This is a genomic window from Streptomyces coffeae, assembly GCF_016741875.1.
Classification (GTDB): domain Bacteria; phylum Actinomycetota; class Actinomycetes; order Streptomycetales; family Streptomycetaceae; genus Streptomyces; species Streptomyces coffeae.
This window is the reverse complement of sequence record NZ_JAERRF010000049.1, coordinates 1-12,792: the sequence shown is the minus strand read 5'-3', so window position 1 is coordinate 12,792 and position 12,792 is coordinate 1. Positions and strand designations below refer to the sequence as shown.

11 protein-coding genes and 2 pseudogenes are annotated in these 12,792 nt (G+C 66.6%); 8 read left to right on the top strand and 5 right to left on the bottom strand.

The window, feature by feature from the left end:
- Positions 1-233 precede the first annotated feature (233 nt).
- On the bottom strand, positions 234-1,379 hold the full coding sequence (locus JK363_RS39210) for an RICIN domain-containing protein (protein ID WP_201883052.1): 1,146 nt from the start codon (positions 1,377-1,379) through the stop codon (positions 234-236).
- Positions 1,380-1,821: 442 nt separating this feature from the next.
- On the opposite strand from JK363_RS39210, the pseudogene JK363_RS39205 reads away from it, so the two are divergent.
- Positions 1,822-3,256 (top strand): annotated as a pseudogene (locus JK363_RS39205) (IS1380 family transposase).
- Between the two features lie 116 nt (positions 3,257-3,372).
- Here the strand turns inward: JK363_RS39205 and JK363_RS39200 are convergent.
- Entirely contained in the window at positions 3,373-3,627 is a 255-nt protein-coding gene (locus JK363_RS39200; protein WP_307822058.1) for an integrase, read from the bottom strand.
- A gap of 352 nt (positions 3,628-3,979) precedes the next feature.
- Between JK363_RS39200 and JK363_RS39195 the strand changes: the two genes are divergently transcribed.
- From JK363_RS39195 to JK363_RS45125, 5 genes and pseudogenes are all read left to right on the top strand, one after another.
- Positions 3,980-6,283 carry a sensor histidine kinase gene (locus tag JK363_RS39195; RefSeq protein ID WP_201883051.1) on the top strand — a complete coding sequence of 768 codons (2,304 nt, stop codon included), beginning with the start codon at positions 3,980-3,982 and terminating at the stop codon, positions 6,281-6,283.
- Positions 6,284-6,358: 75 nt separating this feature from the next.
- Entirely contained in the window at positions 6,359-6,796 is a 438-nt protein-coding gene (locus tag JK363_RS39190; RefSeq protein WP_201883050.1) for a roadblock/LC7 domain-containing protein, read from the top strand.
- Positions 6,797-6,857: 61 nt separating this feature from the next.
- A complete protein-coding gene (locus JK363_RS39185; protein ID WP_201883048.1) occupies positions 6,858-7,220 on the top strand; it encodes a DUF742 domain-containing protein in 363 nt (120 codons plus the stop codon).
- Entirely contained in the window at positions 7,201-7,818 is a 618-nt protein-coding gene (locus tag JK363_RS39180) for a GTP-binding protein (RefSeq protein ID WP_201883046.1), read from the top strand. Before JK363_RS39185 ends, JK363_RS39180 begins: the two co-directional genes overlap by 20 nt.
- Before the next feature lie 223 nt (positions 7,819-8,041).
- Positions 8,042-8,583: pseudogene (locus JK363_RS45125) on the top strand (transposase); the annotation flags it as partial.
- A gap of 500 nt (positions 8,584-9,083) precedes the next feature.
- On the opposite strand, the gene JK363_RS43415 reads toward JK363_RS45125, so the two are convergent.
- Positions 9,084-9,599 carry an NAD(P)-binding protein gene (locus tag JK363_RS43415; protein WP_307822057.1) on the bottom strand — a complete coding sequence of 172 codons (516 nt, stop codon included), beginning with the start codon at positions 9,597-9,599 and terminating at the stop codon, positions 9,084-9,086.
- Positions 9,600-9,896: 297 nt separating this feature from the next.
- On the opposite strand from JK363_RS43415, the gene JK363_RS39160 reads away from it, so the two are divergent.
- Positions 9,897-10,271 (top strand): ArsR/SmtB family transcription factor, encoded by a 375-nt coding sequence (locus tag JK363_RS39160; RefSeq protein ID WP_201883042.1) that lies wholly within the window; start codon positions 9,897-9,899, stop codon positions 10,269-10,271.
- 56 nt (positions 10,272-10,327) lie between these two features.
- Positions 10,328-10,813 (top strand): GNAT family N-acetyltransferase, encoded by a 486-nt coding sequence (locus JK363_RS39155; protein ID WP_372444942.1) that lies wholly within the window; start codon positions 10,328-10,330, stop codon positions 10,811-10,813.
- A 91-nt stretch (positions 10,814-10,904) separates the two neighbouring features.
- On the opposite strand, the gene JK363_RS39150 is transcribed toward JK363_RS39155, so the two are convergent.
- On the bottom strand, positions 10,905-12,134 hold the full coding sequence (locus tag JK363_RS39150) for an MFS transporter (protein WP_307822056.1): 1,230 nt from the start codon (positions 12,132-12,134) through the stop codon (positions 10,905-10,907).
- Between the two features lie 129 nt (positions 12,135-12,263).
- On the bottom strand, positions 12,264-12,792 hold a 529-nt coding region (locus JK363_RS39145), incomplete at its 5' end, for an arsenic resistance protein (RefSeq protein ID WP_372444940.1).

The following is a 12,792-nucleotide window of genomic DNA, read 5'->3' as shown; positions in this document are numbered from 1 at the left end:
GGGCAGCGGTTCAGGCATCACGAACACCCTCGCACTCGGAGACGGAAGTCCGACGCAGTCCGACGGCATCGCGTCCAGGGGGATTCCGTGGCGGTAAGACCCCCGGGAGGAGACCCCCGCGCTGTGCAGCGATACGCGCAGGCTCCACACCTCAGCACGAGGAACAAATGAGGGTGGAGTGATCACCTCATGCGGCAGCGATCACTGCTGACGAACGGGGCCAACCGCCCGGATCATTTGAAGATCGAGGAGAAGATGAAGTTTCTCGCGACTTCGAAAGCGGTAGCGGCCACACCTGCGACAGTCGTGACATTGACGTCACTGGTGCACCCCACTTGGCCTTGCTGCTGCGACGCAACTGCCTGACTGGCACTCGCCTGTTCGAATTTCGAGGATGAATCACAGCTCGTACCGTACATATGGAAGGAGCCGTCCACATGCGCACCCCCGACGGTGTAGACTGCCGTGATTTTGTCGTTCGCGTCACCGGCGAAACCGCTGCCGCCATCCTGGAATCCGTAGTTACCCATGTAGTAGTTCGTGAACCTGCGCAGGACCACCGTTGCGGTGATCTTGCCCGCAGGGAGGGTTACTTCCCGGCACTGGCGGACCGGGAACGATCCTATGACGGAGCGGCCACTGGTCTCGGTGTCGCTGTCAGGGTCCGCCTTGACCTTGTAGTCGATCGTCGCTCTGGCCGCATACCCTCCCCAGTTGCAAACAGTGATCTTATTGCTGCCCAGGGCGACCGCGGCGCGGTTACTCAGCGCGGGCAGCGGCGCTCCGTTGGCGGAAATGGACCATCTTTCATTCTTGTCCTGATCGGTGCTGCAGTCGCTGACCCCGATTCCACCGTCGAGACGAGTGATGCACTTGTTGGTGCCGACCTGGCGGATCAGGTAGTCAGCCGAGTCGGTGCTCGTCGGCTGAAAATTCCAGGTGGGACTGTCCGTGCCACAGGTCGATTCGGCGAGACGTGAGGTTCCTGGATCCAGGGTAAGGCAATTTTTGGACGTCCCGTTCTCCAGCTTGAAGGTTCCGTCGGAAGTCCCATCGCCGTCCACCGATTGAACGAGACGGAACTGCTGATCCGTTTGAACTTGAGGGATCTGCGAATCCACCGTCAAGTCGGCTGCGGGAAACATGCCATAGGCGATCTCCCCAGTGCTTACGTTTTTTGTGTACCGTCCCACATAGAGGGTTTGACTCGACCCGTTGTGGGTGTACGCCGCGGATATGGTCACGGTGGTGTCGTTCGTCTCCGCGTGAGCGGCTGTCGTGACGGGCGGAAAGGCCACGAGCCCGAACGCTGTTGTGACGGTGGCCAGCCCGGCGCTTGTACGTATCCCCGGGCTGCGCTTTAGCAGATCAGTGATCATGTTGTTCCATGGCCCTATCGCTATTGTGGCGGTTGGCTTGGGTGACTGAGTCGTGACACCCGACAGGTCGTCTTGAGGCTTTCGCCAAGAGACAAGGGTTAGTTCTGTAGCGCGTCATCAGCGCTGCCCCGCCTCGGAGAGGAACTGACCTGGCGTCGACGCCCAGGGTGCTTCATGAGCGACCACGATGCATAGAGTAGAATTACGTGCTCTCATACGTGACATGCGCCGATGGCACCATGATCGAAGCCCGCTGGCCGATGTATCCGAAGGGCACATCGACGAGGGACGGGCAGAAGAACCTCGCCGCCATCTGGGCCACGTCCACGCCGCCTCACCTGCGGCCGTTAGCCTCCGCGTTTCACTTGCGATGGCGTCCGGATCATGAGTGGAAACCCGAAAGTGCCTCCTGAGCCGGGACGATGAGGCTTGTCCAGGGCTTCTGTCACCACAGCGAGAAGGCACTTTCTGCGTGCACACCACCGGGTCGCGTCCCAAGCTCGTCGTCTCGGCCGACGGCCGCGGGGTGGTCAGCCATGCCGGTTCCCGCCTGCTGGCCGATCTCGCCGATGTCACTGGTCTGACCAGCGCGTTCACCGACGCGCTGCCTCGGCTTCGGCCACGGGGCACCGGTCACGCTCCCGGGCGGATCGTGGTCGATCTGGCGGTATTGCTCGCCGACGGCGGCGAAGCGATCGCGGATCTGGCCCTGCCGCGGGACCAGGCGGAGGTCTTCGGCCCGGTCGCCTCCACCGCGACCGCTTGGCGCCTGCTGGCCGGTATCGACCCGGCCGCACTCATCCGTTTGCGTACGGCGGTGCCGCTGCCCGCGAGGTTGCCTGGCTGCAGGCCGCCGAGACGGGCGGTGGCATACCCCCGGCCCGCGCCGGTGGCCGCGACCTGCCGGGCCTGGTCCTGGACATCGACGCCACGCTTGTCACCTGCCACTCGTCGGAGAAAGAGCAGGCAGCGGCCACAACTAGCGCGGTTTCGGTTACCACCCCCGCTGCTGTGCTTCCTGGACAACACCGGCGAAGCCCTGGCCGGAGTGTTGCGGCCGGGCAACGCCGGCCGTATTGCCGCCGCCGACCACATCGCCGTCCTGGATACAGCCCTGGTACAGGTCCGGCGACGCTCACCGCCACGGCACCGATATCCTTATCCGCGCCGACACCGCCGGAGGAGCCAAAGCCTTCCTCGCCTACCTCACAGCACTGCACGAGCGGAATCCACACCTCCTTCTCTGTCGGATACGCCGTCACCGAAGCGGTCCGCCGCGCAATCCGGGCCCTGCCCGTCCACCTATGGCATCCCGCACTCGAGCCGGACGGCACCCTGAGGACCAGCGTCGAAGTGGCAGAACTGACCGGCGTGGTGGACCTTGCCGACCACCCGGACGGCACCCGGATCATCGTGCGGCGCGAGCGCCCGCACCCCGGCGCCCAACTGTCCTTGTTAATCTGGACGAGGGCATGCGCCACCAGGTCTTCCTCATCGATGCCCCTCCCGGTGAAGGCTCACTGCAACACCTGGAGGTTCGCCACTGTGCACACGCACGCGTCGAGGACCGCATCCGCTGCGGCAAGACCACTGGCTTCGGCCGCTTCCCATGCCGCCACTTCCACATCAACACCGCCTGGCTCGACCTGGCTCTGACCGCCGTCGACCTGCTTGCCCTGGATCCGACTCTCCCAGTGGAAGGCGAGTTGGCCACCGCCCAGCCCAAGAAGCTCTGCTACCGGCTGCTACACGCAGCCACCCGCATCACCCGCGGAGGCCGCCGTCTCCTCCTGCGAATCGCCTCCACTTGGCCCTGGCGGCATGAGCTGACGACCGCTTTCACGCGCCTCGCGGCTCTGCCGAGGCCAGCCACCTGACCAGCGACGCTGCCCCTGCCCACCCACGACCCGAGGAACCCGGAGCACCCGACCCAAGCGCCGGGCCACAACCATGCCCACCCACCGACGGCCACGGCCCACCAAGTCAGCCCAGCTCAGCCGACCCCAACTGAGACGGGGAGGCTGAGCAGGGTGCCGGGGGTGACAGGGAAGACCTTGAGCCAGTGGCGTCGGGGTATCCGCCCGGACAGGGCTGCGAACCAGAACCAGCCGACGGGCTCATAGCGGACCGTTCCGGCCACTTGGCGGGGCAGGACCGCGTTCTTGTGCCGCAGCACCAGCAGTTCCGCGTCCTTCGCCGTCTCGCGACGGAGGCGTACTGATGGAACGGTCAGCAGCTTCCGACTCACCCACACAGCAAGGACACGATCACGGAGGGCATGATCCCAGGCGGCTGATGGCACCCCGCTCACCTGCGGCGGTGATTTTTCGAGCGGCACAGGGTCCATTGGGCTGTTCAACCCCACTGACAGGTTACGCCAGGCCAAACACAACGGTGTCGCGGCTGGAATACGAGGGAGCCGGCCAGCGGAATCACAGAAAGCTGACGGCCAATCAGTTTTGTCTCGCCCTGCACAAACCAATCAGATGTTGCTAGCGTGGCAGCGCGCTTTGACGCCAGGCGCACACGAGGTAGTCAATTCGTCATACTCTATCTGCCTCGTCACCTGACTCCTCCCCTCCCCGCACAAGGAACGTCGGATGGCACCACGGAAACATCGTTTGCGCCGACGGAGGTCCCTGCTCACCTCGCTGCTCACGCTCACGTTGGTCCCGAGTACGGCATTGGCCGTCATCTGGGGCGAAACCACCTACCAGTTGCTCTCCGAGGGCGTGGATCTGGCTGAGCAGTCGCATTTCGGCCGCAGTATCGACCCCAAGCTGGACAATCTTCGCTGGAATCTCGAAGCAGAGCTTCGTGGAAGCTCCGCTTGGCTGGCTAATGCACACCTCTCCCATTCCCGTCTGCAAGCCCAGCGCAAGAAGACCGATTCCTCTATCGGGGATCTCGGGAATCTGCGGAAGAAGCTGGATGACGCCCCCGCCCGCGTCCGGAACTCGGAAATGCCGTTCGCGGAGGCACTGGAGCAATTTCCGTTGGAGCGGCTCCGGACGCAGATCGACCAACGGGCCGTCAGTCCCGCTCGGGTCCTGCAGGCGTACACGTCCTTGATCGGCGCGGAGACCACCGCTCTGTTCGCGGCCCGTCAGGTCCCGCAAGGGTCGCTGGTGTCGCGGGCGCAGCCAGTCTCCATGCTGATCGAGATCGAGAAGGCGATCCAGGCGGAGGACGCCGTGATGGCCCAGGCATTGCCCTCCCGGCGGATGAGCACTGAGCAGCGGTTCGCGTTCATGACACCGATGGGTGCACAGCGGTCGCTGCTGTCCGAGCTGGGCACCATCCAGACGCCGGCCCAGCGGGCGGAACTGGGCAGGCTGACCAACAGCGCCGCATGGAAGACCTTGGTGGCGGTGGAAAACGCCGTCACCATGGGAGGCGGCGCCAGCCCTCGGTCCGCTTTGCCGCTCCCGCCCGCAGCCGGCCAGTGGCGTCACACCCTTGATACGTTGGAATCCCAACTACAGGACCTCATCCGGGCGGAAACGACGAAGCTGCTGTCGGCGCAGAGCGACACTGCACGCGACACGCTGCGCCATGAGGGTTTCGTCAGCCTCGCGGGCCTCGCCGCCGTGCTCGTCTCCGCCTTGCTCTCCTGGCGTGTCTCGCGCTCCTTGCTGCGCCGCATGGCCGGACTGCGCGAAGCCACGCTGGAACTGGCTGACCGACGACTGCCGGACATCGTCGCCCGGCTGAACCGCGGTGAGACCGTCGACGTGGAAGCCGAGGCGCTGGAGCTGGATTACGGCACTGACCAGGTCGGCCAGGTTGCCCGCGCGTTCAACGCGGTGCAGCGCACCGGGATAAGCAGCGCGGTTGCTCTGGCCGACGCGCGCCGCGGCTTCCAGAACGCGATCCTGATCACGGCTCGCCGCTCGCAGAACCTGGTGAACCGCCAACTCGCCCTCCTGGACGAGTTCGAGCGCAAGCACCAGGCCCCGGATGTGCTGGGGGACTTGTACCAGCTCGACTCCCAGGCCAGTCAACTGCGCCGGTACGAGGAGAACCTGCTGATCATCAGCGGTGGCCGGCCGGGGCGCCGCTGGAACGAACCCGTGCCCCTGGCGGACGTGGTGCGCAGCGCCGTGGGCGAGGTCTCCGAATATCAGCGCATCACCGTGAGCGTTGACGACCAGGTCAGTATCACCGGCGGTGCGGTCGCCGACATCATTCACCTGCTGGCAGAACTCGTGGAGAACGCCGCCAACTTCTCGCCGCGTATTTGCCCGGTCTTCGTCAGAGGGGACACGGTGGGGAAGGGAGCCGCCGTCGAGATCGAGGACCGCGGCATCGGTATGAGAGAGCAGGAATACGCCGTGCTCAATCAGCGGCTGGCCGAACCGCCGCCGTTCGACGTCCTCTCCCTGGAAGACGACTCCCGGCTCGGCATGTTCGTCGTCGCGCGGCTCGCCAGCCGGCACGGCATCACCATCACACTGCGTCCGTCGCCTTTCGGTGGCACATCCGCGGTGGTTCTGATTCCTGAGGCCGTGCTCGTTCGTGCCGCGGCGAAGCACAGCGGCCGCTTCCGGACACCAGTGCCGGAAGGTTTCAGCGCCAACGGGGGCCCGCCACCAGCAACCGCTGAGCCCGCCGACGGTCCGACGGCCCGGCCCGACCCGGTGGCGCCGGGGCCCCTCGTCGCTGCCGCCACAGCAGCCCCGAGCGCCCCCGCGGGGCGGGAATCGACCCGGTCACTGCCGCCCCTCCCGGAACGTGTTCCCCAGGCCAGTCTGGCTCAGGAACTGCGTCACGCCCCAGGCGCCGGGGTCACGCACGAGTCGGACCCACCACAGCCTGCCTCGGCGGAGAAGGCGGCCCGGACCCTGTCCGCGTTCCAGCGCGGTACCGCGCAAGCACGATTCACCGACCCGAAAGGCCTCTAACACCTCCGCTGAGTCTCGCGCGTCCGCGCGCCCGCTGCCCTCCCTCGCGTTTTTCTTCCGGAGAAGATCATCCCGATGAGCACTCACCCCACACCTGACACTCACAGTCCGCTAGATCTGCTGCTGACCGGACTGGTGGAGCAAGTCGCCAACGTTCGCCATGCAGTCGTCGTCTCGGAGGACGGGCTGGTCGTCAGCAAGTCCACCTCCATCGAGCGGTCGGACGCTGAACGCCTGGCGGCCACCGCGTCGGGCCTGATGAGCCTGGGACGCGGCGTCTGCGCCGACTTCGCCGGCGGTGCGGTAATCCAGTCGCTCATCGAGATGCGGCACGGCTTCCTTGTCCTCACCTCCGCCGGCGTCGGGGCCTACCTGGCCGTCCTGTGCACTGCCACGGCGGATGTCGGCGTGGTCGCGTTCGAGATGAATATGCTGGTCAAGAGGATCGGTGAGCACCTCGGCGCGCCACCTCGCAATCCGGAATCCCCACACAACCCCTCCGGCGGCGCATAGAGCCCGTGAACGGTGAACCCGGTGCGCCAGCCAGCTCGCAGAGGCAAGCGGGGCTGACCCGATGAGCGGTTACGGTCGCCTCGTACGGCTTTTCACCCTCACAGGGGGCCGTACTGAGCCCAGCCAGGACGTCTTCACGCTGATCACTCTGGTGACGGCGGTGGAACATCCGCGGCCCACGGCCAGTGGGGTACTCCAGCCCGAGCACCTCCGCATCCTGCGCCTCTGCTCCCGCCCTACCGCCGTTGTTGAGATCGCCGCCAAGTTGGATCTGCCGGTCTCGGTTGTGACGATCATGCTCTCCGACCTGCTGGAAGCGGGCAGGGTCGCCGCCCGACCGCCAGTCCAGGCGGCCCCGGAGCCGACCTCAAGTCCGGAGGTCGCGCTGCTGCAGAAAGTGAGGGATGGTCTTGCCCGGCTCTGATTCGGCCCCCGACGTCGTGAAGATCCTTATCTCCGGCGGCTTCGGCGTCGGTAAAACCACCATGGTCGGCTCCGTCAGCGAGATCACTCCGCTACGCACCGAGGAAGTGCTCACCACGCCAAGTGTCAGCGTGGACGACCTCGTCGGAGTTGAACGAAAGACCACTACCACGGTGGCGTTGGACTTCGGCCGCATCACCCTCAACACCGACCTGGTCCTCTACCTCTTCGGAACTCCTGGCCAGCAGCGCTTCTGGTTCATGTGGAATGACCTCGCCGTCGGAGCCCTGGGCGGCGTCGTGCTGGTCGATACGCGACGGCTGGAAACCAGTTTCGCCGCGATCGACTTTTTCGAAAAACGCGACATCCCTTTCGTGGTGGCGGTCAACTGCTTCGGCGGCCGCCAACCCTATCCCGCCGAGCAGATCCGCAGGGCTCTCTCGCTGCGGCCTGATGCACACCTGTGCATGTTCGACGCCCGCGACCGCTCCTCCTGCCGCGATGTCCTGATCGCCCTGATAGACCATGCCATTACCGCCGCCACCTTGGCGGCCCGCTCCGGCAGTGCGGAGTCTGTCAGGTCAGATAAGACGGTATGAAGCTACGAGTTCTGTTGCTGGGGCTCTGTCTCGGGCCGGGGTTCGTTGATCCACACGTGTGCCGCTCGGAAATCCGATTCGGTACTGTGAGCTGCGGCGATGCCATTGCTCAGGCAGCCTGGCGGTACTCGTTGATCAGTCCGCCGAGGACGGGCCGTCGTTCGATTGGGTGGGCTTGGATGTCAGTGCCGTTGGCCGGTGCGGGGCGGTTCGGCACTGTCCGGGGATAGTTGCTGCCGGGATGGGTAGGGCGGTGACCCGGCCTAGCCGTGGTCGACGAACGCCATCAGCGGATGATGGCCGAAGGCTCGCCCTGGCCCAACTCCCCAAACACTTGCGGCGGGAACGGCAGACCCTGATCCGCACCGACTCCGCCGGCGGCACCCACGTCTGCCTCGACTGGCTCTCCAGAGGGAGCCGATGGCCTATTCCGTCGGAATGCCCATCACCGATGTCATCCACCAGGCCCGTGCTGAGGATCCCGAAGAAGGCGTGGACACCGGCCTACCACTCCGGCGGAACCGAGCGGCCCGGTGTCTGGGTTGCGGGGATAACCGACATGCTCGACCTGGGCACCTGACCCAAGGGCATGCGGCTGATCGTCCGCAAGGAACGGCCTCACTCCGGCGCCCAGTTGCGCTTCACCGATCTCGACGGGCTGCGGCTGACCTGCTTCGCGACCAATACCAAAGGCGGCAGCTCGGCGATCTGGAGCTGCGTCACCGCAGGCGGGTCCGCTGCGAGGACCGTATCCGAGGCGCCCGCGACCGGCTCCATGCCCTACCGAACCCCGGCTGACCAGCCAGCCACTTCAACGACCAGCACCACCGCTCCGGGAAGTGGAACCCGGCGCCCACCCGGGGCGACAACCGGGTCCTCAGCCTGCTCCAGCACCGGAAAAGCCGCACCACACAAGCACTGACCAGGTTCGTGCCCGTCATACGAGGTGGACTCCTGTCTCTCCCAGGAGGAGTAACCCGGCATAGCGGGTGTCTCACTACAGGCTGAGGGAAGCTACGCCGATGAAATGCAGCGGGGTCTTCAATAGCAGTTGGGCCGGGAATGTGAATCGCTGTCCGGGCCAAGGGGGTTGGGAATGTGGGCGGGACCACCGCGACGGTTCATCCTGGCGCGGCTGGTCGAGCTGGCCAGTGGACCGAAACTGTCAGGTTTCCGACCGCCCATCCGTTGACCAGCGGCGATGGCACTGCAGAGCAGGAAGCCGCACAGCCAAGACGTAAGGGAGTGTGCTTATGCATTCGATATCACGCAGGAACGCGATCGCCGCGGTGGGTACCGCGACCGTGGTGGTGGCCTCCCTGTTCGCGGGCAGCAGCTCGACTGCGGCTGCGGCCACGGCAGACCCGGCTGCGTCGGCAAGCGTTGCGCAGAAGACACCTGCCGCAAAGGCGATCGCTGGGAAGGTCCAGCAATACATTGCTCGTGCCTGGCCTCGACTGAACCGGGACTGGCCGGGTGTGGACTACACCAGGCAGGTCGCGATTCTGTCCTGGAACAAGGGCCGGGAGAACTACCTGGTTGACACATCCGGCATGCGCGCTGTGGCCAAGGCCGAACTGGCGAAGGAGAAGATCGAGGTCCCTCCCGTTGGCTGACTTTGTCACGGGCGCCCACTGGCGAACCGCGGCCCCAGCGGCCTGCCCGGCCTCCAGGACCAGCGGGGTAATGCCGCGGTCGATCAGGTGGGCGGCGGCGGCCAAGCCCGTCGGCCCGGCTCCGATCACGACAACGGGCAGCTCAGCGGTAGTGGGCGCGTTCACGGCGACTCCTGGCCTGTTTCGACATCCGTCAATGACCTACACCCAGCAGCATCCCTCCTGATTCGACAAACGTCAACATAGGCATCCATCGAATCAGGGGTCGTGGGTGTGGCGTCGCATCGGCCGGTGGAGGGTGGCCGGTGCTGGACTTCGCTGCTGGCTGCACGGCAGTTAGGGGTCGGCCGGTGGCGCTGGAGGTGCTTGCAGGCGGTACCGGGTTCCGTTCGCGGGGGCGGCGGCCGGGCGAGCCGGGATTCCGTCCTCACTCGTTGTTTCGATGTGTGTCAACATAGACGCATGTCGAATATCGAGGCGCTGCCGCTGCTTGAGCCCACGACCCAGGCCGTGGTTCCGTGCTGCCCGCCGCTGACCGAGCGCCCCATGACCGCTGAGGAGGCCGAGACGGCCGCGCGGATGTTCAAGGCGCTTGGTGATCCGGTCCGCCTGCGGCTGTTCTCCGCTGTCGCCTCGCACCCGGGCGGGGAGGCGTGCGTGTGTGACATCTCCGACGTCGGTGTCTCTCAGCCGACCGTCTCCCACCACCTGAAGAAGCTGAAGGAGGCTGGGCTGCTGGTCTCCGAGCGGCGTGGCACCTGGGTCTACTACCGGGTCGAGTCGTCCGTCGTCGCCGCGATGGGCCAGCTGCTCACCCAAGGACCGGCCGCGGCGTGAGCACCGTGCAAGGAGAGAGCGGCCCCGTGTCCGGCCGCGTCGGCTTGTCCAGCGTGGTGATCGTGCCCATCGCCGCCGAGCACGCCGATGAGGTCCTGGCGATCTATCAGACAGGTATCGACGAAGGGAACGCCACCTTTGAGACGGCCGCTCCGGGCTGGGAGGCGTTCGACGCGGTGAAGCTGCCCGAGCACCGCTTCACCGCCCTCGACGCGGACGGGACCGTGCTCGGCTGGGTCGCTGCCACGAAGGTCTCCGACCGCTGTGCCTACGCAGGTGTTGTCGAGCACTCCGTCTACGTCCACCCCGACGCCCGTGGTCGTGGCATCGCTTCCGCGCTGCTCAAGGCACTCATCGACTCCACCGAGGCGGCTGGGATCTGGACCATTCAGTCCGGGATATTCCCCGAGAACACCGCCAGCCTCGCCGTGCACCAGCGCGCCGGGTTCCGGGTCATCGGCACCCGCGAACGTATCGGCCGCCACTACGGCACATGGCGCGACGTGCTGTTGATCGAGCGCCGCAGCCCGGCGATCACCTAGTGGCCGTCCCCGTGACCGGCTGCCGCCCACGAGGATGTGGCGATGTCTCAAGCCTGCGCACCGGCCGCTTTCGGGGTTGACCGGACGATGGTCAGCGGCGAGCGGTCCAGAGCAGCCCGGCGAGGGCCAGCACCATCCAGACGGTGAGGTAGGCGAACGCCGCGTTCGGTGAGACGGCGCTCCACAGCACGCCGGCGACGGTTGAGGCGGCGAGGTTGCCGAATGATTGCACGGTGGCCAGCAACCCGAAGGCCGAGCCGCGCAACTCGGTAGGCGCGAGCGCGGCCACCGCGGAATGCTGGGCTGTCTCCACCGCCCCGATGCCGACACCGGCCAGCACGAACGGCACAGTCAGGGCGGCGATAACCGTGGTTGAGGCGGCGAACATGCCGTACGCGAGCGCAAACGCCGCGACCCCTGCGGCCAACACCAGTACCGGGCCCCGTGGCCCGAGCTTGTCGGCCAGGTGTCCGGCCGGGACCGACGCGGCGGTGGCGGCCACGTTGTAGGTGACGTACAGGCCGAGCGCGATAGAGGTCGCCGCGTCTTTGCCGTGCCCGGGGGCCAACTGCTCGGAAGCACGAAGGATCAGCAGCGTGGCCGCGACGTTGCCGATCTCGAAGGCTGCTACTGCCCCCAGCAGCCGTCCCAGGCCGCCTTGCAGGACGGGTCGAACGCGGACGCGCAGCGGAACCGTTTCCCGCCTTTCGGCCTTCGGTGCGTGACGGATGGCGTAGACGATGGCGGCCGCCGCAAGCAGCCCAGGTATCACCGACAGACCGATCGCCCACTGCACCCCGACCCAAGCCACCAGGCCGAGCGCGAGGAGCGGGCCGAAGATCGCGCCGAGATTGTCCATCATCCGCTCGAACCCGTAAGCCCGCCCGTACGCCTTCGCCGGCACGATGTCGGCCAGAAGCGCGTTACGGGCCGGGACCCGCAGCCCCCGAGCGGTCCAGGCCGCCGCCCGCAGTACGCCGACCTGCCACACCGCCGTGGCAGCCGCGGTCGCGGCGCCCAGCACCGCGGTAGTGGCGTAGCCGCCGACGGCAACCTTCCGTCGCCGCGCAGGATCGTCAGCCAGCACCCCGCCCCCGAAGCGGGCCGCCCCGGCCAGCGCGTCGGAAACCCCCTCGATCGCCCCCAACGCAGCAGCTGGCGCACCGAGCGTGGAGGTCAGCAGGGACGGCAGCAGCGCGGTAGGGATCTCGTGGCCGACGTCGGCGAGGAAGCTCGCCGAGCCGATCCCGCGCACCCCTGGCGTCAGCCACCGCTCCTCATCAGGGCGGGTCTGGTCGGAGGAAGGCGCGGTCTCAGTCACGGCGGCAGTCTCCCCCAGCACCATGACAGACATGCAACCGGGGGAAATCGGGCGACTCCGCCCCGCCCGCACCGGGCCTTCCGAACCCTGACTTGCCGCCGCCGACCACCACCACATCGGCCTGCTGCGTCACCGTGCGGCGAACTTCTTGCGCCAGGCAAGCGAGACGTACACCAGCGCCACCAGCACCGGCACCTCGATGAGCGGGCCGACGACGCCGGACAGGGCCTGGCCGCTGGTGACGCCGAAGGTGGCGATGGCGACGGCGATGGCCAGCTCGAAGTTGTTGCCCGCCGCGGTGAACGCGAGGGTTGCGGTGCGGTCGTAGGCCAGACCGATGGCCTTGCCGAGGGCGAAGGTGCCGAACCACATGATCGCGAAGTACACCAGCAGCGGGATCGCGATCCGGGCGACGTCCAGTGGCTGTGAGGTGATCGTCTTCCCCTGCAGAGCGAAGAGGACCACGATCGTGAACAGCAGCCCGTACAGCGCCCACGGGCCGATCTTCGGCAGGAACTTGGCCTCGTACGCCTCGCGGCCGAGTTGGTTCTCGCCGATGCGGCGGGTGAGGAACCCGGCCAGCAGCGGGATGCCCAGGAAGATGACGACGTTCAGGGCGATCTTCCACGTCGAGATGTCCAGGTGCTCGCCGTCGCCG

Coding starts and splice junctions, on each gene's coding strand:
- JK363_RS39210 (WP_201883052.1), bottom strand. CDS start 1,379: ATGATCACTGATCTGCTAAAGCGCAGCCCGGGGATACGTACAAGCGCC.
- JK363_RS39195 (WP_201883051.1), top strand. CDS start 3,980: ATGGCACCACGGAAACATCGTTTGCGCCGACGGAGGTCCCTGCTCACC.
- JK363_RS39190 (WP_201883050.1), top strand. CDS start 6,359: ATGAGCACTCACCCCACACCTGACACTCACAGTCCGCTAGATCTGCTG.
- JK363_RS39185 (WP_201883048.1), top strand. CDS start 6,858: ATGAGCGGTTACGGTCGCCTCGTACGGCTTTTCACCCTCACAGGGGGC.
- JK363_RS39180 (WP_201883046.1), top strand. CDS start 7,201: ATGGTCTTGCCCGGCTCTGATTCGGCCCCCGACGTCGTGAAGATCCTT.
- JK363_RS39160 (WP_201883042.1), top strand. CDS start 9,897: ATGTCGAATATCGAGGCGCTGCCGCTGCTTGAGCCCACGACCCAGGCC.